The organism is Pseudomonas sp. PD9R (assembly GCF_019200975.1).
Lineage (GTDB): Bacteria > Pseudomonadota > Gammaproteobacteria > Pseudomonadales > Pseudomonadaceae > Aquipseudomonas.
Genome location: NZ_JAHTMR010000002.1, coordinates 635,266 through 655,187 on the forward strand (window position 1 = coordinate 635,266; position 19,922 = coordinate 655,187).

Annotated in this window: 18 protein-coding genes and 1 pseudogene; 16 read left to right on the forward strand and 3 right to left on the reverse strand. The window is 57.7% G+C overall.

The window, feature by feature from the left end; translation table 11 throughout:
* Positions 1 to 130 precede the first annotated feature (130 nt).
* On the reverse strand, positions 131 to 3,337 hold the full coding sequence (gene rne / locus KUF73_RS07425) for a ribonuclease E (protein WP_218437385.1): 3,207 nt from the start codon (positions 3,335 to 3,337) through the stop codon (positions 131 to 133).
* Positions 3,338 to 4,037: 700 nt separating this feature from the next.
* Between rne and rluC the strand changes: the two genes are divergently transcribed.
* The 3 genes from rluC to KUF73_RS07440 are packed head-to-tail and all read left to right on the forward strand — an operon-like array spanning position 4,038 to position 6,663.
* Positions 4,038 to 5,000, forward strand: a complete 963-nt coding sequence (gene rluC / locus KUF73_RS07430; protein WP_218437386.1) for a 23S rRNA pseudouridine(955/2504/2580) synthase RluC — start codon at positions 4,038 to 4,040, stop codon at positions 4,998 to 5,000.
* A complete protein-coding gene (locus KUF73_RS07435; protein WP_218437387.1) occupies positions 4,987 to 5,649 on the forward strand; it encodes an HAD-IA family hydrolase in 663 nt (220 codons plus the stop codon). The genes rluC and KUF73_RS07435 overlap by 14 nt, the downstream gene beginning before the upstream one ends.
* A gap of 24 nt (positions 5,650 to 5,673) precedes the next feature.
* Complete coding sequence (locus tag KUF73_RS07440) at positions 5,674 to 6,663, forward strand: S49 family peptidase (protein WP_218437388.1); 990 nt, start codon at positions 5,674 to 5,676, stop codon at positions 6,661 to 6,663.
* 96 nt (positions 6,664 to 6,759) lie between these two features.
* Here the strand turns inward: KUF73_RS07440 and KUF73_RS07445 are convergent, their stop codons facing one another.
* Positions 6,760 to 7,338: a nucleoside triphosphate pyrophosphatase gene (locus KUF73_RS07445; protein WP_218437389.1), complete on the reverse strand. Its 579-nt coding sequence runs from the start codon at positions 7,336 to 7,338 to the stop codon at positions 6,760 to 6,762.
* Positions 7,339 to 7,443: 105 nt separating this feature from the next.
* Between KUF73_RS07445 and KUF73_RS07450 the strand changes: the two genes are divergently transcribed.
* The 10 genes and pseudogenes from KUF73_RS07450 to tmk form a co-directional block, all read left to right on the forward strand.
* Positions 7,444 to 7,971 (forward strand): YceD family protein, encoded by a 528-nt coding sequence (locus KUF73_RS07450; RefSeq protein ID WP_008066540.1) that lies wholly within the window; start codon positions 7,444 to 7,446, stop codon positions 7,969 to 7,971.
* Positions 7,972 to 7,984: 13 nt separating this feature from the next.
* Complete coding sequence (rpmF, locus tag KUF73_RS07455; RefSeq protein ID WP_003179396.1) at positions 7,985 to 8,167, forward strand: 50S ribosomal protein L32; 183 nt, start codon at positions 7,985 to 7,987, stop codon at positions 8,165 to 8,167.
* 4 nt (positions 8,168 to 8,171) lie between these two features.
* Positions 8,172 to 9,182, forward strand: coding sequence for a phosphate acyltransferase PlsX (gene plsX / locus KUF73_RS07460; protein WP_218437390.1), 1,011 nt, complete (start codon positions 8,172 to 8,174; stop codon positions 9,180 to 9,182).
* A gap of 126 nt (positions 9,183 to 9,308) precedes the next feature.
* The gene (gene fabD / locus KUF73_RS07465; RefSeq protein ID WP_218437391.1) at positions 9,309 to 10,247 is read left to right on the forward strand and encodes an ACP S-malonyltransferase; all 939 of its coding nucleotides are present in this window, start codon (positions 9,309 to 9,311) and stop codon (positions 10,245 to 10,247) included.
* Positions 10,248 to 10,263: 16 nt separating this feature from the next.
* On the forward strand, positions 10,264 to 11,007 hold the full coding sequence (gene fabG, locus KUF73_RS07470) for a 3-oxoacyl-ACP reductase FabG (protein WP_007942004.1): 744 nt from the start codon (positions 10,264 to 10,266) through the stop codon (positions 11,005 to 11,007).
* Positions 11,008 to 11,198: 191 nt separating this feature from the next.
* The gene (acpP, locus tag KUF73_RS07475; protein WP_003442511.1) at positions 11,199 to 11,435 is read left to right on the forward strand and encodes an acyl carrier protein; all 237 of its coding nucleotides are present in this window, start codon (positions 11,199 to 11,201) and stop codon (positions 11,433 to 11,435) included.
* A 109-nt stretch (positions 11,436 to 11,544) separates the two neighbouring features.
* On the forward strand, positions 11,545 to 12,789 hold the full coding sequence (fabF, locus tag KUF73_RS07480; protein ID WP_218437392.1) for a beta-ketoacyl-ACP synthase II: 1,245 nt from the start codon (positions 11,545 to 11,547) through the stop codon (positions 12,787 to 12,789).
* Positions 12,789 to 13,604 carry an aminodeoxychorismate lyase gene (pabC, locus tag KUF73_RS07485; RefSeq protein WP_218437393.1) on the forward strand — a complete coding sequence of 272 codons (816 nt, stop codon included), beginning with the start codon at positions 12,789 to 12,791 and terminating at the stop codon, positions 13,602 to 13,604. Before fabF ends, pabC begins: the two co-directional genes overlap by 1 nt.
* 3 nt (positions 13,605 to 13,607) lie before the next feature.
* The gene (gene mltG, locus KUF73_RS07490) at positions 13,608 to 14,792 is read left to right on the forward strand and encodes an endolytic transglycosylase MltG (RefSeq protein ID WP_218437394.1); all 1,185 of its coding nucleotides are present in this window, start codon (positions 13,608 to 13,610) and stop codon (positions 14,790 to 14,792) included.
* A 19-nt stretch (positions 14,793 to 14,811) separates the two neighbouring features.
* Positions 14,812 to 15,111 (forward strand): annotated as a pseudogene (gene tmk / locus KUF73_RS07495) (dTMP kinase); the annotation flags it as partial.
* A 760-nt stretch (positions 15,112 to 15,871) separates the two neighbouring features.
* Here tmk and KUF73_RS07500 read toward each other — a convergent pair.
* Positions 15,872 to 17,020 (reverse strand): MFS transporter, encoded by a 1,149-nt coding sequence (locus tag KUF73_RS07500; protein WP_218437395.1) that lies wholly within the window; start codon positions 17,018 to 17,020, stop codon positions 15,872 to 15,874.
* Between the two features lie 192 nt (positions 17,021 to 17,212).
* On the opposite strand from KUF73_RS07500, the gene KUF73_RS07505 reads away from it, so the two are divergent.
* The 3 genes from KUF73_RS07505 (at position 17,213) to KUF73_RS07515 (ending at position 19,610) form a co-directional block, all read left to right on the forward strand.
* Positions 17,213 to 17,710, forward strand: coding sequence for a MarR family winged helix-turn-helix transcriptional regulator (locus tag KUF73_RS07505; protein WP_218437396.1), 498 nt, complete (start codon positions 17,213 to 17,215; stop codon positions 17,708 to 17,710).
* Positions 17,711 to 17,775: 65 nt separating this feature from the next.
* Entirely contained in the window at positions 17,776 to 18,279 is a 504-nt protein-coding gene (locus KUF73_RS07510; protein WP_218437397.1) for an arsinothricin resistance N-acetyltransferase ArsN1 family A, read from the forward strand.
* A gap of 14 nt (positions 18,280 to 18,293) precedes the next feature.
* Complete coding sequence (locus KUF73_RS07515; RefSeq protein ID WP_218437398.1) at positions 18,294 to 19,610, forward strand: FAD-dependent oxidoreductase; 1,317 nt, start codon at positions 18,294 to 18,296, stop codon at positions 19,608 to 19,610.
* The last annotated feature ends 312 nt before the right edge of the window (positions 19,611 to 19,922 follow it).

The window sequence follows — 19,922 nt, forward strand, 5'->3', positions numbered from 1 at the left end:
GGCAGCTCCTACAGGGGGATCGCGTTTCCATGTGGGAGCTGCCGAAGGCTGCGATGTTTTGATCTTTTGTTTGGACGTAAAAAAGCCCCGCCTGGGATCACCAGACGGGGCTTTTTAGTGGCCGATGGAATCAGACGAGTGGTTTAGGCTCGTGCTCTTTTTCCAGGGCTTGTTCGTGTTGCTCTACCGCTTCCTGAACGGAACGCGGTGCTTCTTCGATGACCGCTTCGGCTTGCTCGGCAACCACTTCGGAAGCCGGGGCAGGTGCTGCCTCAACCGCTTCAGCGACAACCACTTCAGCCGGAGTAGCAGCGGCAGCGGCAGCCAGTTCGGCTTCCTTCTGCTGGCGCTCTTCTTCACGCTTGCGACGACGCACTTCACGTGGGTCATTCGGTGCGCGGCCACTTGGGGTCAGGGCGCTGGCAGCTGCGGCTTCGACCACTGGTGCGGCCACTTCGGCAACCACCGGCGCTTCAACCACAGGGGCAGGCTCTGCAGCGGCAACCACTGGCTCGGAGACCATCGCTTGCGCCACTTCAGCTTCAGCGACTGGCGCTGGTGCCGGAGTTTCGGTGACGACTGGCTCGGCAACCCAGTTGAATGCTGTTTGCTCTTCGCGAACTTCACGAACCGCTTCGGTCACGGTTTCAGTCACGGTTTCAGCAACCGGTTCTGCAACCACGGCTGGCTCAGCAGCAGCTTCAACCACAGGCTGTGCTTCAGGCGCTTGAGCAACTTCGATTTCCGGCGAGGCGGTTGCTTCGACCGGAGTCATCGCTTCAACAACTGGCGCTTCAACTGGAGCAGTTTCCAGGGTGGCGGCAGTGGCGCGCTCGGCTTGCTCGTTGGCCTGTGCTTCGGCCGGAGCGCTGATCACGGTGCTGGCAACAGCGGCGGTAACAGCCAGGCCTGCGGCCAGATCGGCAGCGCTTGGCGCTTCGTTGCCTTCGCCGGGTTCGGATTCGGATTCTTCCGAACCTTCGATTACGTTGCCGTTGGCATCGCGTTGACGCTCGCGACGGTTGCTGCGACGACGCTGGCCACGGGAGCGACGGCGTGGGCGATCGCCTTCGGCGCCGTCCTGACCATCATCCTGCAGTTGCTCTTCGTTGGTTGGCAGCTCTTCTTCTTCGGCAGCGGCGGCAGCGGCTTGCTCGGCACGTGGTTGACGTTCTTCACGCGGTGGACGTGGAGCGCGTTCTTCGCGTGGCTGGCGAGCTGGACGTTCTTCAGTGGTAGCAGCAACGGCAGCAACAGCGGCTGGAGCAGAAGCATCCAGAGGCTCACGCAGTTCACGCACGCGTTCTTCACGCTCGCCACGTGGCTTGCGGTCTTCACGCGGTGCACGCGGTGCACGTTCTTCACGTGGAGCGCGTGGTGCGCGTTCTTCGCGAGCTACGGCTGGTGTTTCTTCACGGGCTTCGCGTGGCTGGCGCTCTTCGCGCGGTTCACGTGGTGCGCGTTCTTCACGCGGTGCACGTTCTTCACGTGGCTTGCGCTCTTCATCGCGGCGACCATTACGGTTGCGGCTTTGCTGACGACCGTTGCGACGCTCATCGTTACGGGCCGGACGCTCGGCAGCCGGTTTTTCAACCACGACCGGAGCAGCAGGCTCTTCCTTGGTGGCGAACAGGCTGACCAGCGACTTCACCAGGCCTTTGAACAGGCTTGGCTCTGGCGCAGCGATCGGCGCGGCAACCGGAGCGGCCACGACTTCGGTCGGAACCGGAGCGTTGGCTCGGGCCGGAGCCGTCTTGACCGCGGCTTCCTGGCGAACCAGGGTGCGGGTCGCAGCGGCTGGCTGGACTTCTTCCACTTCAGCAGCGGCAGCAGCGATTTCGTAGCTGGACTGGCCGACTGCGGCTTCCGGGCTGTCATCGCGCAGACGCTGAACTTCGAAGTGCGGCGTTTCGAGGTGATCGTTCGGCAGAATGACGATGCGGGCACGGGTGCGCAGTTCGATCTTGGTGATCGAGTTGCGTTTTTCGTTGAGCAGGAACGCGGCAACCGGGATCGGCACTTGGGCACGAACTTCGGCGGTGCGGTCTTTCAGGGCTTCTTCTTCGATCAGGCGCAGGATCGCCAGCGACAGCGACTCGACATCACGGATGATGCCGGTGCCGTTGCAGCGCGGGCAAACGATGCCACTGCTTTCGCCCAGGGATGGACGCAGGCGCTGACGCGACATTTCCAGCAGGCCGAAGCGCGAGATGCGACCGACTTGCACGCGAGCGCGGTCGGCTTCCAGGCATTCGCGGACTTTCTCTTCCACGGCGCGCTGGTTCTTGGCAGGGGTCATGTCGATGAAGTCGATGACGATCAGGCCGCCGATGTCGCGCAGACGCAACTGACGGGCGATTTCTTCGGCGGCTTCAAGGTTGGTCTGCAGGGCGGTTTCTTCGATGTCGCTGCCTTTGGTGGCGCGCGCCGAGTTGATGTCGATGGACACCAGGGCTTCGGTCGGATCGATGACGATGGAACCGCCGGAAGGCAGTTCAACGACACGCTGGAAAGCGGTCTCGATCTGGCTTTCGATCTGGAAACGGTTGAACAGCGGAACGCTGTCTTCGTAGAGCTTGATCTTGCTGGCGTACTGCGGCATCACCTGGCGGATGAAGGTCAGGGCTTCGTCCTGGGCTTCAACGCTGTCGATCAGTACTTCGCCGATGTCCTGGCGCAGGTAATCGCGGATGGCGCGGATGATCACGTTGCTTTCCTGGTAGATCAGGAATGGCGCGGAACGATCCAGCGACGCTTCTTTGATGGCGGTCCAGAGTTGCAGCAGGTAGTCGAGGTCCCACTGCATTTCTTCGCTGCTGCGGCCCAGGCCGGCAGTACGCACGATCAGACCCATGTCGGCCGGGGCAACCAGACCGTTCAGGGCTTCACGCAGTTCGTTGCGCTCTTCACCTTCGATGCGACGGGAGATACCGCCAGCACGCGGGTTATTCGGCATCAGCACCAGGTAACGACCGGCCAGGCTGATGAAGGTGGTCAGGGCGGCGCCCTTGTTGCCACGTTCTTCTTTTTCGACCTGAACGATAACTTCCTGGCCTTCGCTCAGGACGTCCTTGATGTTGACGCGGCCTTCGGGGGCTTTCTTGAAGTATTCGCGGGAGATTTCTTTGAGGGGCAGGAAGCCATGGCGCTCAGAGCCAAAATCGACAAAGGCAGCCTCAAGGCTTGGCTCGATGCGAGTAATCCGGCCTTTATAGATGTTGGCCTTCTTCTGCTCGCGTGCACCGGATTCGATGTCCAGGTCGTAGAGGCGTTGGCCATCTACCAGTGCAACACGCAACTCTTCGGGTTGAGTTGCGTTAATCAGCATTCTTTTCATGTAGTACCGTCGGTTTCCGGGCTGCCGGAAACGGCGTTCGGCACACACGACTTCTCACGGTCGGTGTCAGGTGCGTCAGGAGTGGTTGGACACTCCAGTGTCTAGCGAACCCCGACCAATTGGGCCGGTGTTGCGACGTACGCGTCCTGCTTGCTGTGGCTACTTAAGCACTCAGTCAGGAGGAGGAATCAACCAGCGGCTGTGGACGAGATGAAGCGTCTTGATAAAGCCTATTGCTACACAGTCCAGCGGTTGTGCATCTCCACCCTACACGTATCCCTGATAATTCGGGTGCTGCCGCGCGCAGAATCCGCAGCGGGTTGGCATTTACCGTGAGCTCCGAAAGGGGAGGTCACGCATCATGGCTAATTTAGGCGTTGTTTCCGAAGCGTTCGCTCGGGGTCATTCGCAGCTGACTGCACTTTGTGAACTGGCCGTGAATATTGGCTCGTAAAGCGAGTGAAAACCCTGCTTTGCGGCTTGATTCAGGCCTCATGTCACCTGCGCTCGTTACACCTGCAAACTCCACCGTTACGTAGCGAAAGCCCCGTAGGACGGCCTCGCGCCCTGGTGAATTGCGTTGGTCAGGGTCGGTTTTTGACCGTTAGTCCGCTGTCCAGGCCGCTTTTGGCGGCGTTCGCGACTATAGCAGCAATGATTAAGTGCTTCAATTCCATAAAAAATTGTTATCATCCGCGCCATGACGACTACTGCCCCCTCGACCCCAGGCGTACAACTGCTTGAGGTCTCGCCGGAATATGCCGGCCAACGTATTGATAACTTCCTTCTCGCGCGGCTCAAAGGCGTGCCCAAGACCTTGATTTATCGCATTTTGCGCAAAGGCGAAGTGCGAGTGAACAAAGGTCGGATCAAGCCCGAATACAAGCTGCAGGCGGGCGATATCGTGCGCGTGCCGCCGGTTCGTGTGCCTGAGCGCGACGAGCCGGTGCCATTGGCGCAAGGTCTGCTCCAGCGGCTTGAAGCCTCGATTGTCTTCGAAGACAAGGCGTTGATCGTGATCAACAAGCCTTGCGGCATCGCTGTTCACGGCGGGAGCGGCTTGACCTACGGCGTTATCGAAGCCTTTCGTCAGTTGCGTCCGGATTGCAAGGAGCTTGAACTGGTCCACCGTCTCGACCGAGACACCTCTGGCCTGCTGATGATCGCCAAGAAGCGCAGCATGCTGCGTCACTTGCACACGGCGTTGCGCGGTGATGGCGTCGATAAGCGCTATATGGCGCTGGTCCGCGGTAACTGGGCGAGTTCGATCAAGCAAGTCCGTGCATCGCTGGGCAAGAGCAATCTGCGCTCCGGCGAGCGCATGGTCGAGGTCGACGAGGAAGAGGGCAAGGAATCTGTGACCGTGTTCAAAGTCCTGCGTCGGTTCGGTGACTTTGCCACCATGATCGAAGCCAGGCCGATCACCGGCCGCACTCACCAGATCCGTGTTCACACCTTGCACGCCGGGCATTGCATTGCTGGCGATACCAAGTACGGCGATGAAGGGTTCAGTAAAGAAATTCGTGATCTTGGCGGCAAGCGCCTGTTCCTGCATGCGTACATGCTGACCGTGCCGTTGCCCGATGGTGGCGAGCTGAAGCTTCAGGCGCCGGTCGACGAAATGTGGGCCAAGACCGTGGAGCGCTTGAGTGCACCCCTCTGATTACAAGCTGCTGATTTTCGATTGGGATGGCACGCTGGCCGATTCCATTGGTCGGATTGTCGAGGCGATGCACGTGGCGTCCGAGCGGTCCGGTTTTGAGTTGCGCGATGATTTTGCGGTCAAGGGCATTATCGGTCTCGGTCTGCCGGAGGCGATTCGCACCCTGTATCCGGAAATCGGCGATGCCGAACTGGTAGCTTTTCGGCAGCACTATGCGGATCACTACATTGCTTCGGAAGCGGTGCCTTCGCCGTTGTTCGAGGGTGTAGTCGAGTCGCTCGAGGCGTTTCGTGCCGAGGGCTTTCATTTGGCTGTGGCGACCGGCAAGGCACGTCGCGGGCTTGATCGGGTGTTGAAGTCCCACGGTTGGGAAGGTTACTTCGACATCACTCGTGCGGCCGACGAGACAGCGAGCAAGCCGCACCCGCTGATGCTTGAGCAAATTCTTGCGCATTGCGAGGTGGCTCCTGCGCAAGCATTGATGGTCGGTGATTCGTCCTTCGATTTACAGATGGCGCGCAATGCCGGTATGGATTCGGTGGCGGTCAGCTATGGCGCTCAGTCGATCGATGCGTTGAAGCTGTTCGAGCCACGTTTGGCGATTGATCGCTTTTCAGAATTGCATGCCTGGCTGAGTCAGCGGGCTTAATACGTTGTTGCTGGGGTAAATGGCATGACCGACGAATGGAAGGCGCCCGTCAAGGCGAGCGCAGAGAGCGGTGACGAGAAGAGCTGGAAGCTGTTGGAAAAAACGCTGCTGGCCGGTGTGCAGGAGCAGCGTCGGTCCCGTCGCTGGGGGATTTTCTTCAAGCTGCTGACCTTTGTGTACCTGTTTGCCGCGTTGCTCCTGTTCACGCCACTGATGGACATGGAAAAGGCTGCGACCCGTAGCGCCCACTACACGGCACTGATCGACGTGACCGGCATGATCGCCGACAAGGAGCCTGCCAGCGCCGATAACATCGTTGGCAGCCTGCGTGCGGCCTTCGAGGATGAGAAGGTCAAGGGTGTCATCTTGCGTATCAATAGCCCGGGTGGCAGCCCGGTACAGTCCGGGTACGTCTATGACGAGATTCGCCGGTTGCGCGGTCTGCATCCGGATACCAAGCTTTATGCGGTGATTTCGGATCTGGGGGCTTCCGGGGCGTATTACATCGCCAGTGCGGCTGATCAGATTTATGCCGACAAGGCAAGCCTGGTGGGCTCCATCGGCGTAACAGCAGCCGGTTACGGCTTCGTCGGCACCATGGAGAAACTGGGTGTCGAACGTCGCACCTATACCTCTGGCGAGCACAAATCGTTCCTCGATCCATTTCAGCCGCAGAAGCCTGAAGAAACCGCGTTCTGGCAGGGTGTGCTCGACACAACCCATAAGCAGTTCATCAACAGCGTCAAGCAGGGTCGTGGCGATCGCTTGAAAGACAAAGAGCATCCGGAGCTGTTTTCCGGGCTTGTCTGGAATGGCGAGCAGGCGTTGCCGCTGGGGTTGATCGATGGGTTGGGCAATGCCAGTTCGGTTGCGCGTGATGTGATCGGCGAAAAAGAGCTGGTGGATTTCACGGTTCAGGAATCACCATTCGATCGCTTCTCGAAAAAGCTCGGGGCTAGCGTGGCTGAGCATTTGGCGATGTGGATGGGGTTTAACGGCCCGTCGTTGCGCTGATTCGGGCGGGTTTATTCAAGATCAAAAGATCGCAGCCTTCGGCAGCTCCTACATGGATTTCGTGTGGAGTTGCCGAAGGCTGCGATCTTTTGCTTTTCAGGGTGTCTGCACGCCTTCGGCGAGCAGCATGTCCACCAGGCGGATCAGCGGCAGGCCTACCAGGCTGGTGGCGTCCGGGCCTTCGGTGCTTTGAAACAGGCTCACGCCCAAGCCTTCGGCCTTGAAGCTGCCGGCGCAGTCGTAAGGCTGTTCGGTGCGCAGGTAGCGTTCGATGCGTGCTGTATCGAGTGTGCGCATGTGTACGGTGAAAGGCACGCAGTCGACTTGGCAGTGGCCGGTCTGGCTATTGAGCAGCGCCAGGCCGGTCAGGAAGGTGACACTGGTGCCGCTGGATGCCAGTAATTGTTCGCGGGCGTTTTCGAAGGTGTGAGGCTTGCCGATAATTCTGTCCTCGAGGACGGCGACCTGGTCGGAACCGATGATCAGATGATTGCCGTGGATGCCGGCCAGTGCGCGTGCTTTTTCCTCGGCGAGGCGTTTGACCAGATCAATGGCAGTCTCGCCAGGGCGATGACTTTCGTCGATGTCTGGCGAGCTGCAAGTGAACGGCAGCTGCAAGCGGGCCAGCAATTCCCTGCGATAGACCGAGCTGGAAGCGAGTAATAAAGGCAGCATGGGCAACTCCAAATGGCAGGCGAGAATTCTAGCGGGGCTTCCAAGTGACGGACAGGGCTGAATTTCCTTTGACATGGGCGGGTGCATCCCTATAATGCTGCGCCTATGTTGAATGACCCGATTCCACCTCACGTTGACCCGCGCAAATTGGCTGATCGTGGCACCACCCTTCAAGGTGAAATGCTGCTGGCCGATTTGAAGAGACTCTGCGACCCGCTTTCCGACAATGTCGGTACGGTGCAGGCTAAATTCGTTTTTGAACGAGATGAACGTAAATCTGTGGTCATCCACAGCTTTATCGACACCGAAGTCAAAATGGTTTGCCAGCGTTGTCTTGAGCTGGTCACCCTGCCGATCCATAGCGAGTGCAGTTATGCTGTGGTGAAGGAGGGTGCGAATACCCAGTCGTTGCCGAAAGGTTATGACGTGCTGGAACTGGGCGAAGATCCTTTGGATCTGCAGTCACTGATCGAGGAGGAGCTTCTGCTCGCCTTGCCCATTGTGCCTGCTCATCATCCGGAAGAATGCCAGCAGCCGGCGGGAGCAGATGAGCCCGAACCGAGCGAGGACGAGGTAACGCGGTCCAACCCGTTCAGTGTATTGGCGCAGTTAAAGCGTGACCCAAACGTTTAGGAGTTAATCAATTATGGCTGTTCAGCAGAACAAAAAATCCCGCTCTGCCCGTGACATGCGCCGTTCGCACGACGCTCTCGAGGCTAGCACCCTGTCTGTAGAAAAAACCACCGGTGAAGTTCACCTGCGTCACCACGTATCGCCAGAAGGCGTATACCGTGGCCGTAAAGTGATCGACAAGGGCGCTGACGAGTAATCACTTGTCCGCTCAAGTCATCGCGATTGACGCAATGGGCGGGGACTTCGGTCCCCGCAGCATTGTTCAGGCCAGCATTGCTTGCCTGTCTGCTACGCCCTCGCTGTACCTGACCCTCGTCGGTCAACCCTCCCTCCTTGAAGAATTGATCGCTGGCCAATCGGCTGTAGATCGCGCGCGCCTGTCGATTGCTCCGGCGTCCGAAGTCATCGCCGTGGACGAAAAACCATCCCAGGCCCTGCGTGGCAAGCCTGACTCGTCGATGCGCTTGGCGCTTGAGTTGTTGCGTGATGGCAAGGTCCAGGCCTGTGTCAGTGCCGGTAACACCGGTGCGCTGATGGCGCTGTCGCGGTTTGTGCTCAAGACCCTGCCGGGTATTGATCGACCGGCCATGGTCGCGGCGATTCCGACGCAGAAGGGTTACTGCCAGTTGCTCGATCTGGGCGCCAATGTCGATTGCAGTGCTGAACACCTGTTGCAGTTTGCGGTGATGGGCTCGGTAGCTGCGGAAACCCTGGGCATCGTTCGACCGCGCGTGGCGTTGCTTAATATCGGCACCGAAGACATCAAGGGCAATCAGCAGGTCAAGCTGGCTGCAACCCTGTTGCAGGCGGCCCGTGGCATCAACTACATCGGCTTTGTCGAAGGTGATGGTTTATATCGCGGTGAGGCGGACGTGGTGGTGTGCGACGGCTTTGTCGGTAATATCCTGCTCAAGTCCAGTGAAGGCCTGGCAACCATGATTGCCGGGCGCATCGAGGCGTTGTTCAGGAAAAATGTCGCATCGCGCATGGTCGGCGCATTGGCCTTGCCGCTGATGAAGCGCCTGCAAGCCGATCTGGCCCCGGCTCGGCATAACGGTGCGAGCTTCCTCGGGTTGCAGGGAATTGTAGTGAAAAGCCACGGTTCTGCCGGGGTGCAGGGTTTCCAGAGTGCCATTCAGCGTGCCCTGATCGAGATCCAGGAAAACCTTCCGGAACGCATTCACGGTCGTCTGGAGGATTTGTTGCTTTAGGCGTTTTCGTCGGACAATGCTTAAATGTGACCGCTTAGTTCAATTGGCCATCCAACTGTCAGTTTCTTGCGTCCCCCACAGCGGGACGTCAATTCTCCGACGACAAGATCATTAGGGGCTTGTTACATGTCTGCTTCCCTCGCATTCGTCTTTCCAGGGCAAGGTTCGCAGTCCCTCGGCATGCTGGCCGAGTTGGGCGCGCAACATCCAGTTGTCCTCGAAACATTCAAAGAAGCTTCCGATGCTCTGGGTTACGACCTGTGGGCACTGACCCAGCAAGGGCCGGAAGAGCAACTCAATCAAACCGATAAAACCCAGCCGGCCATTCTGACCGCTTCGATTGCCCTGTGGCGTCTGTGGCTGGCTGAAGGCGGTGCGCGTCCGGCTTACGTTGCCGGTCACAGCCTGGGCGAATACAGCGCGCTGGTCGCGGCGGGCAGCCTGAGCCTGGGCGACGCAGTGAAACTGGTGGAGCGTCGTGGTCAGTTGATGCAGGAAGCCGTTCCGGCCGGGCAGGGCGGCATGGCCGCCATCCTCGGTCTGGAGGATGCTGACGTGCTGGCAGCCTGTGTCGAAGCGGCGCAAGGCGAAGTGGTCAGCGCGGTGAACTTCAACTCGCCGGGCCAAGTGGTTATCGCCGGTGCCAAGGCTGCGGTCGAGCGCGCCATCGAAGGCTGCAAGGCGCGTGGTGCCAAGCGCGCCATGCCCTTGCCGGTCAGCGTACCGTCTCACTGCGAACTGATGCGCCCGGCGGCCGAACGCTTTGCCGAGTCGATCGCCTCGATCGACTGGAAGGCGCCGCAGATTCCTGTGGTCCAGAATGTCAGTGCCGCTGTGCCGGCCGATCTGGAAACACTCAAGCGCGATCTGCTTGAGCAGCTCTACAAGCCTGTGCGCTGGGTCGAATCGGTCCAGGCGCTGGCAGCCAAGGGCGCGACTCAATTGATCGAATGTGGTCCGGGCAAAGTACTGGCCGGTCTGAACAAGCGCTGCGCCGAAGGCGTATCGACATCCAACCTAAACACCCCAGACGCTTTCGCTGCCGCCCGCGCAGCGTTGGCCTGAATCAGGAGAAGCTTGCATGAGTCTGCAAGGTAAAGTTGCACTGGTCACCGGCGCAAGCCGCGGTATCGGCCAGGCTATCGCCCTGGAACTGGGTCGTCAGGGCGCCATCGTTGTTGGCACCGCGACCTCCGCGTCTGGCGCAGAGCGCATTGCCGCCACCCTGAAGGAAAACGGTATTCAGGGTACTGGCCTGGAACTCAATGTCACCAGCGACGAGTCCGTGGCGGCTGTCCTGGCAAGCATTCAGGAGCAGTTCGGTGCGCCGGCGATTCTGGTCAATAACGCCGGCATCACCCGCGATAACCTGATGATGCGCATGAAAGACGACGAGTGGCATGACGTTGTCGATACCAACCTGAACAGTCTGTTCCGCCTGTCCAAGGGCGTTTTGCGTGGTATGACCAAAGCCCGTTGGGGACGAATTATCAGTATTGGCTCGGTTGTGGGTGCCATGGGCAACGCAGGCCAAGTAAACTACGCTGCCGCCAAGGCCGGTCTGGAAGGTTTCAGCCGTGCACTGGCGCGTGAAGTCGGTTCGCGATCGATTACGGTAAACTCGGTGGCCCCAGGGTTCATCGACACCGATATGACCCGCGAACTGCCCGAGGCACAGCGTGAAGCCTTGCAGACGCAAATTCCGCTGGGTCGTTTGGGGCAAGCACAAGAGATCGCGTCTGTGGTCGCTTTTCTTGCATCCGACGGTGCGGCATACGTTACTGGGGCTACAATCCCGGTGAACGGCGGGATGTACATGAGTTAAATGTGACGGATTGCTTCAAAAAAATGTCATACGAGCTGTCTAAAATCCGTTATAAAGCTGCAATCTATTTATAGGCAGAGGGTCGCAGGGTTTGAGGAGTGAAGCTTTCAGTTGAAAAGCTGAAAAGTCTTTCTATACACTTACCCACTGGCCAGCTGCCTGAATTTGTCCATTAGGAGTGAAAACAAGGTATGAGCACCATCGAAGAGCGCGTCAAGAAAATCGTTGCTGAGCAACTGGGCGTTAAAGAAGAAGAAGTGGTCAACACTGCTTCCTTCGTTGAAGACCTGGGTGCCGACTCCCTTGACACCGTTGAGCTGGTGATGGCTCTGGAAGAGGAATTCGAGACCGAAATCCCTGACGAAGAAGCTGAGAAGATCACTACTGTACAAGCTGCAATCGATTACGTTACGAACCATCAGGCTTAATAGCTTGTAATCGTTGCTTGCTGTCATGGAAAAACCGCACTGCCATCACGGCGTGCGGTTTTTTCTTTAGGCCTGATGCAAAGTCGTCATTTGAAAAAAGGAGAGTGCTGTGTCGCGTAGACGCGTCGTAGTCACCGGTATGGGTATGTTGTCGCCACTGGGCACTGATGTGCCAAGCAGCTGGCAGGGCATTCTGGCTGGCCGCAGTGGCATTGGTCTGATCGAACACACCGACCTTTCTGCCTATTCCACCCGTTTTGGCGGCTCGGTAAAGGGCTTCAATGTCGAGGAATACCTGTCGGTCAAGGAAGCGCGCAAGCTCGACCTGTTCATTCAGTACGGTCTGGCCGCAGGTTTTCAGGCAGTACGCAATTCCGGTCTGGAAGTCACTGACGCCAACCGTGAGCGCATTGGCGTGGCCATGGGCTCGGGCATTGGCGGACTGACCAATATCGAAGAAACCAGCCGTACGCTGCATGATTCCGGCCCACGACGGATTTCTCCGTTTTTCGTGCCTGGCTCGATCATCAATATGATTTCCGGTTTCCTGTCCATTCACTTGGGTGCACAGGGACCTAACTACGCTATCGCCACGGCCTGTACCACGGGTACGCACTGCATCGGCATGGCTGCGCGCAACATCATGTACGACGAAGCCGACGTGATGATTGCCGGCGGCTCCGAGATGGCAGCCTGTGGCCTGGGCATGGGTGGCTTTGGTGCCTCGCGCGCACTGTCGACCCGCAACGACGAGCCGACCCGGGCCAGCCGTCCATGGGACAAGGGCCGTGACGGCTTCGTGCTGTCCGATGGCGCCGGTGCGCTGGTTCTGGAAGAGCTGGAACACGCCAAGGCTCGCGGCGCGACCATCTATGCCGAGCTGATTGGTTTCGGCACCAGTGGCGACGCCTTCCACATGACTTCGCCTCCGGCCGATGGCGCGGGTGCTGCTCGCTGCATCACCAACGCCTTGCGCGACGCCAGGATCAATGGCGATCAAGTGCAGTACGTCAACGCCCACGGTACGTCGACTCCTGCTGGCGACCTCGCGGAAGCCAATGCCATCAAGTCGGTGTTCGGCGATCACGCCTACAAGCTGGCGGTCAGTTCGACCAAATCCATGACCGGTCACCTGCTGGGTGCCGCAGGTGCGGTCGAAGCGATCTTCAGTGTGCTGGCGATCAACAGCCAGGTGGCGCCACCGACCATCAACCTTGATGAGCCGGACGAAGGTTGCGATCTCGATTTCGTGCCGCACACCGCGCGCAACATGGATATCGATGTGGTTCTGTCCAACTCCTTCGGTTTTGGCGGCACTAACGGCTCGCTGGTGTTCCGCCGGTTCGCAGGCTGATGGACAGCTGGGTCGACGGTCAGCCGGCTGACGCTTTGTCGCTGAAGGATCGCGGCCTGGCTTATGGCGATGGTCTGTTCGAGACCATTGCTGTGCGCGATGGCTTTCCGGTATTGCTGCATCGTCATCTTCTGCGCTTGGCCAGGGGATGCCAGCGGTTGTCAATCAACCTCGATCATGAGGCGATGACCACCGAGCTGTTGAACTATGCCGCTGAGCTGGATGAAGGCGTACTTAAACTGATCGTCACGCGCGGCGATAGTCTACGTGGCTACGCCTTCGATCCTTCAATCCAGGCCCGGCGAATCCTGGCGGGTAACCCACCAGCGGCTTATCCCGCCGCCCATGCCGAGCAGGGGATTCGCCTGTTCCCTTGCGCTACGCGACTTTCCATTCAGCCTCTGCTCGCCGGTCTCAAGCACTTGAACCGTCTTGAACAAGTCCTCGCCCGCGCCGAATGGCAGGACAGCGAGCACGCCGAAGGCTTGATGCTCGATCTGGCTGGCCGTGTGATCGAAGGCGTGTTCAGCAACTTGTTCCTGGTGCGAGATGGCGTGTTGATCACCGCCGATCTGAAGCGCTGCGGCGTGGAAGGGGTGATGCGTGCCGAATTATTGTTTCAAGCCGATTCGTTGGGCATTCCTACACAAGTCACTGACATCACCCTCGAACAGCTGCAATGGGCTGACGAAGTCTTTGTCTGCAACAGCGTGTATGGCATTTGGCCGGTGCATGCTTATGCCGCACTGAGCTGGCCGGTTGGGCCGCTCACCCGTAAACTCCAAACCATTGCCCGCGCGCTACTGGATGCTTGATACGTGAGACGTAAATTCTTGCTGCTGCTGGAAACCGGACTGGTTCTGGCAGGGCTGATGTTGGGCGCTTCTGCCTGGAAGATTCATTCGGCGCTGGTGCAGCCGCTGAATATTGCTCAGGAAGAACTGCTGGAGGTGCCCAAAGGCACCACACCGACCCGCACCTTTTATCGACTCGAAGCCGATGGCGTCATCAAGGACGCTTTCTGGCTACGTGTGTATTGGCGCTTCAATCTGCCTAAGCAACCGTTGCACAGCGGCGAATATCGCATGCTTCCCGGTATGACGGTCGAAGGTCTGATCGACCTGTGGAAGCGCGGCGAAATGGTGCAGTACAGCGTGACGCTGGTCGAAGGCTGGAACTTCCATCAGGTGCGCGCGGCACTGGCCAAAGAAGAAAAACTCGATCACACCCTGGAGGGTTTGAGCGACACCCAGGTCATGGACAAACTGGGCCATACCGGGATCTTTCCAGAAGGGCGGTTCTTCCCTGACACCTATCGCTTTGTGCGTGGCATGACCGATGTCGAGCTGCTGAAAACCGCCTACGACCGTCTCAATGACGTTCTGGCCAAAGAGTGGGACCAGCGTGCGGCCGACGTGCCGTACACCGACCCCTACCAGGCGTTGATCATGGCCTCGCTGGTGGAAAAGGAAACCGGCGTACCACAGGAGCGCGGGCAGATTGCCGGCGTGTTTGTGCGGCGCATGGCGATCGGCATGTTGTTGCAGACCGATCCGACGGTGATCTATGGCCTCGGCGACCGTTACAGCGGCAAGTTGACCCGTGCTCATCTCAAGGAGCCGACGCCTTACAACACCTACGTGATTGCCGGACTGCCGCCGACCCCGATTGCGATGGTTGGCCGCGAGGCAATCCATGCGGCGCTGAATCCGGTGGCGGGCAACAGCCTGTACTTTGTCGCTCGCGGTGATGGCAGTCACGTGTTCTCCGATGATCTGGATGCTCACAACAACGCCGTGCGGGAGTACCAGCTCAAGCGCCGGGCCGATTACCGTTCAAGCCCGGCACCAGCGGCAGCGTCCGATACGTCCGACGCCCCTGCCCCGGAAGGTCCGGCGCCAATTCCGGCTGCCTCGCCCGATACCGCCCCGGAGGCTCTGCCGCAAGTGCCGCCGCAAGAACCTGCACCAGCGCCCGAATCCGAACCGCAAAGCGCGCAATAACACTGACTAAGGACTGCCTGTGACTGGCTTGTTTATTACTCTGGAAGGCCCGGAAGGCGCGGGCAAGAGCACCAATCGCGAATACCTGGCCGAGCGTCTGCGCGCCGCCGGTATCGAGGTGCTGCTGACCCGCGAGCCGGGTGGCACGCCGTTGGCCGAGCGCATCCGCGAGGTGCTGCTCGCGCCGGTCGATGAAGGGATGAACCCGGACACCGAGCTGCTGCTGGTGTTCGCGGCGCGCGCCCAGCATCTGGCTGAAGTGATCCGCCCGGCGCTGGCCCGTGGTGCAGTGGTTTTGTGTGATCGGTTCACAGATTCGTTAATCCTTAAGATCTATATATGTAAACACATAAAGACCTACCTTTCGAATTTCTTTTTGCACGAAAAATCCAGCTTTTGCAAGGGTTTTTGACGCAGTCACCTACGATCACCTCTCCGAAATCTTCCAGAATTTCGAAAAATGTAAACACTCACTCGTTTTTCATCCAATTTTCCCCGAATGTAAACCCAATTCCAGATTTTCATCCAAAATCCACCACGGGTTTGAAACCGAAATGTAAACCTAGGCTGTTTGTTGTTCTGAAGACTCTCTACGGCCTCGCAGGAGCGTTTCGTTTAAAAGTTTAGGCGTGCGTGAGTCTGGAGGCGAAACGGTCCCCTGAGGGGCTCGTGCGGCCTTTAGCGCTTCTGTAGTCGGAATTCAGAATTTCAGTAGGATGGCGATTCGATTTAGATTCGCTGCGCTCCAAAGGAAACAATTAAAGCTTAAACGCGCTCTAGACGCTTGGGGTCGTCTACCGAGAAAGTATTTCGAGGGAAATATGAACGTCTGCTTTTGACCGATTCTGTTGAAAAAGTCGAACTGTCCAAACTGCCTGATCATTGACTAGTGAAAACGCCTTTTTTGCACGCTGCTACGTGAAATCCGAGTCCGGAAGCCTCTGCCAAAAGTAAAGATTTCAATCTCGGACGCGTACTTTTCTGAAGCGCAAATCCTGGCCGACTTTTTCAACAGAATCGACCGAAAACGGACAGTCGAGTTCATCGAGCTTCATGGTCAACTCTGCTTCTAAGCTACATCACTCAATGGGTTTTTGAGTTGTCGGTAAGCGCCAGCTGGCAATGAAGCACATCAACAATAAGCTACACATCACTCCAAGCAATACTGATGCCCCATGGCGTTGCAAAATGAAAGCTGCGGCGATGGGACCGCAGGCTTGGGCAACAAGTATCGGCCTTGCGAGCCGCCCCATTCGTGTGCCATACCCTTGAGGCCCAAACAGCGCCAATGGAAGAGTACCGCGAGCGATAGTGAGGATGCCGTTACCTGCGCCGTAAAGTGCAATCGCCACGAAGGCCAGCCAAGGCAGGCCTGATATCAGCAGTCCAAGTCCGATCAAACAAAGCAACACACCAGCGCGTGCGGACCAAGTTGGGTGGAGGTTTCTGCCTATGGAAAACTCTGCCACCCGTGCCACAACTTGCGAGGGGCCAATCACCATGCCGATAGCCAAGGCCACAGCGGTCGCGCTCCCCAGCTGCTTAAGGACATTGAGCAGGTGTACTGAGATACCTGATACGACCAACGCCAGAATCGTCAGCATGGCACCAATCAACAAGAACAGATGATTGATGGTCTTGGGACGAGGTTCAGATGCATTGGGTGATTCAATTATGACGGGGTGAGGCGGTTGTTTTGTGCTTCCAGGAATCAACAGGGCATGAATAGGGAATCCGATTAGCAAGTGAGCTGCTGCGATGGCGAAGCAGGCGCTCCTCCAACCGATCCAACTCTCCAGTCCCGCTATCACCGGCCAGCCGATGGTGCTGGCGAAGCCACCCAACAGGGTCAGCCCGGTAATTGACGTTCGAGCCCCCTCGCCGAAAAGTCGTCCCAAGGTTGAAAAAGCAGCGTCGTATAAACCCGCTGCCATGGCGACGCCGATCAGAGTCCATGCGAGGTAGTAAGTTGCAACGTTGCCAGCCAGTCCCAGCACCAGCATACCGAGCGCTAGCAGCAGTGAACTGGCGGCCAGGACGGAGCGTCCGCCATGACGATCAATCTGACGACCAACTGCCGGCGAGGAAGCTCCGGCTACCAGCATTCCCCAGGACAGGCCGCCCACTACGCTGGTGATGGAACACCCTGTTTCTTTGGCTATCGGAGCCGCAAGCACTGCCGGTAAGTAATAGGTCGTACCCCAAGCAAGAATTTGGGTGAAACCCATAGCCCATACGAGCCTGGAGCGATTGACCGGAGGATGAATCTGCTCTGGAAGTGTCACGACCGGTGCATTCACTTTTAGTTGTCAGTAACAACAAGCTAGCGCCTTCGTCTGGCTACCGTCAACCGAGATCGGTGTTGACGATTCCGAGATACCAGGATTATTGTTGCAGCTAACAACTAAATTGTGACGGTTATGACGAATGGTAAAAACGATCAGCTGACTCAGGATTCCGAGGACTTGTACGAGGCGTTGAACCAACTGGTTCGCGTCCATCAATTCCGTGATCGAGATCGGATCTGCTGTTACGACGTGTCTGTAACCCAGTGCTATGCCGTCGAAACGCTGGTCAAAAGGGGCGCATTGCGCCTTCAGGTCCTGGCGGAAGAAATGTTCTTGGACAAGAGCACGGCGAGTCGTGTGATCGATACCCTGGAACGCAAAGGGTATGTATCCCGTGTTGAGGATGATGAAGATCGGCGTGCAGTGCGAATTCAGGCAACAGACGCTGGACGTGAGCTTTACGCGAAGATCAGAACTGATCTGATTGCTGAGGAACGAGCGATGATCGAAAACCTCTCGCCTGAAGCCAGGCAGGGAGCGCTGAGTTTGCTGAGGCAGATTACGAGGGCCACGGAGATTCGCTGCGGGCTCGTGAGTGAGTGCTGCCCAGCCGTGAAGAGCAAAGATTGAAAAGGGAAGAGTTTCCCTTTTTTTGCCAATAATGTTGTTACTACCAACGTAATGGGGCTCCAACAATGCGAGTTCGTTTAGCTGAGCCGAAAGACACTGTTTCAATAGCCGCCATCTACAACCAGGGAATCGAGGAGCGTAGCTCTACGTTTGAAACGACTCCTCGAAGCCCGGCAGACATGCTTGATCGCATCCACTCAATGGAGCGTTATCCAGTGTTGGTCATGGTCGATGAGGCGGATCAGGTTGTTGGCTGGGCTGGACTCAGTAGTTATCGCGCCCGTGCCTGTTACGACGGCATTGCGGATTTTTCCATTTACCTGGACCGCGCTGTTCGCGGTCAGGGGCTCGGCAAACAGTTACTTCAGTCACTGCTGAAAGAAGCCGAAGTTCGCGGATTCTGGAAAGTCCTTTCCCGCATTTTCACCTTCAATAACGCCAGTCTCGCTTTATGCGAAGCCTGTGGTTTCCGCCAAGTGGGGGTATATGAAAAACACGCCTGCCTGGAAGGACGCTGGCTCGACTGCGCGATTGTTGAGCGCCTGTTTCCGAACAATCAGCCAGCCTGAAAAAGGAGTCGATCATGGAAAGCACTCGCCTTCCCGTTGCTATCATTGGAGCGGGCCCAGTGGGCCTCGCCGCAGCCGCTCACCTGCTGGCCAGAGGTATCACTCCGCTGATCCTGGAAGCTGGTCCGGAAGCTGGGGCCAGCATTGAAGAATGGGCGCATGTGAAGATGTTTTCTCCGTGGCAGTTCAATGTGGACAAGGAGGCGGTCAAACTTCTGCTGGCCAATGGTTGGACTCCACCACCGGATAACGAATATCCAACGGGTCGTGAACTGCTGGACCGGTTTGTTCGACCTCTCGCGGACCTCGAACAGATCAAGCGTCACTTGCAGCTCAATACCCATGTTCTGGCAGCCACTCGTGTCGGTCAGGATGTGCTGAAGACCCAGTGCAGATCGGCAGCTCCTTTTTTACTGCGTGTCGCAGGGCCAGCGGGTGAACAGGATGTACTGGCCAGTGCTGTCATTGATGCCTCGGGCACTTACCTGACACCAAACTGGATGGGCGCCCATGGCATCCCTGCATTGGGCGAGATCGAGCATGCGGCGCACATTTCATACGGCATTCCGGAGGTGCTGGGTCGTGCGCGGAATCGCTATGCCAACAAAAGAGTGCTGGTGGTGGGTGGTGGTCACTCCGCGTTTAACGCCCTCCAGGATCTGGTGCGGCTGACACAGGAGGCGCCGCAAACCAAAGTGCTCTGGGCGATCCGAGGTAATTCTCTTGAGCGCATTCTGGGTGGTGGTGCGAATGATCAATTGGAAGAGCGCGGAAAGCTCGGCCTGAAGATTCGCCAGTTGCTGAATGACGGCGTGATCGAGTTGTTCAAAAACGTCGCTATCGATCAGGTTGCAGGCAATGGCCAAGGACTGGTCGTGAAGGTGGGAGACCAGATACTTCCACCTGTGGACGAAATCATTGTGGCGACTGGATTCCGCCCAGACCTGAGTCTGCTCTCCGAGCTGCGTATCTCACTTGATCCCGCGACCCAAAGCGCAGTGTTGCTTGCTCCAATGATTGATCCCAACGAACACAGCTGCGGTACGGTCAGGCCCCATGGCGCGATAGAGCTGGCCCATCCTGAAGAAGGTATGTTTATTGTGGGGATGAAGAGCTATGGCCGGGCGCCTACGTTCTTGTTGATGACTGGGTATGAGCAGGTTCGGTCTGTCGTCGCCGCATTGGCAGGTGATTGGGATGCGGCCAAGAGGGTTGAGCTGGTTCTCCCTGAGACAGGTATATGCAACTCGGATTTCAATGAGGCTGATGATCGTTTGGAGGCTTCGGCAAGTCAGAAATCTTGTTGCGGCACTGGAGGGGGCGACTTCTGATGATGTACCACGTACCTCGCCAGGATGCTGCAAAGGCTAGTGCACAGCCACCGAACCCGCCCTCAGCGACAGCGGCGGGTTCGGTTGAATTTATTCATTTATTAAGCATGCTTAGGTAGGGCGAAATTGCAGGCCAGGTGACCACCCGTTTGCATTCGAGCTGACCAGTCATTTGCATTGAATCCGACCAACGATTGCATTGGATTTGACCAGCACCCTTCGCAACCATGACCGGTAAAGAACTTTCGATTTATGCCGTGGCGATAGGTAGCAATCGGCCAAAACCGGCCAGTCAATCACCCCTGAAATCCG

Coding starts and splice junctions, on each gene's coding strand:
- rne (WP_218437385.1), bottom strand. CDS start 3,337: ATGAAAAGAATGCTGATTAACGCAACTCAACCCGAAGAGTTGCGTGTT.
- rluC (WP_218437386.1), top strand. CDS start 4,038: ATGACGACTACTGCCCCCTCGACCCCAGGCGTACAACTGCTTGAGGTC.
- KUF73_RS07440 (WP_218437388.1), top strand. CDS start 5,674: ATGACCGACGAATGGAAGGCGCCCGTCAAGGCGAGCGCAGAGAGCGGT.
- KUF73_RS07445 (WP_218437389.1), bottom strand. CDS start 7,338: ATGCTGCCTTTATTACTCGCTTCCAGCTCGGTCTATCGCAGGGAATTG.
- KUF73_RS07450 (WP_008066540.1), top strand. CDS start 7,444: ATGTTGAATGACCCGATTCCACCTCACGTTGACCCGCGCAAATTGGCT.
- rpmF (WP_003179396.1), top strand. CDS start 7,985: ATGGCTGTTCAGCAGAACAAAAAATCCCGCTCTGCCCGTGACATGCGC.
- fabD (WP_218437391.1), top strand. CDS start 9,309: ATGTCTGCTTCCCTCGCATTCGTCTTTCCAGGGCAAGGTTCGCAGTCC.
- fabG (WP_007942004.1), top strand. CDS start 10,264: ATGAGTCTGCAAGGTAAAGTTGCACTGGTCACCGGCGCAAGCCGCGGT.
- acpP (WP_003442511.1), top strand. CDS start 11,199: ATGAGCACCATCGAAGAGCGCGTCAAGAAAATCGTTGCTGAGCAACTG.
- pabC (WP_218437393.1), top strand. CDS start 12,789: ATGGACAGCTGGGTCGACGGTCAGCCGGCTGACGCTTTGTCGCTGAAG.
- KUF73_RS07500 (WP_218437395.1), bottom strand. CDS start 17,020: ATGGGTTTCACCCAAATTCTTGCTTGGGGTACGACCTATTACTTACCG.
- KUF73_RS07505 (WP_218437396.1), top strand. CDS start 17,213: ATGACGAATGGTAAAAACGATCAGCTGACTCAGGATTCCGAGGACTTG.
- KUF73_RS07510 (WP_218437397.1), top strand. CDS start 17,776: ATGCGAGTTCGTTTAGCTGAGCCGAAAGACACTGTTTCAATAGCCGCC.
- KUF73_RS07515 (WP_218437398.1), top strand. CDS start 18,294: ATGGAAAGCACTCGCCTTCCCGTTGCTATCATTGGAGCGGGCCCAGTG.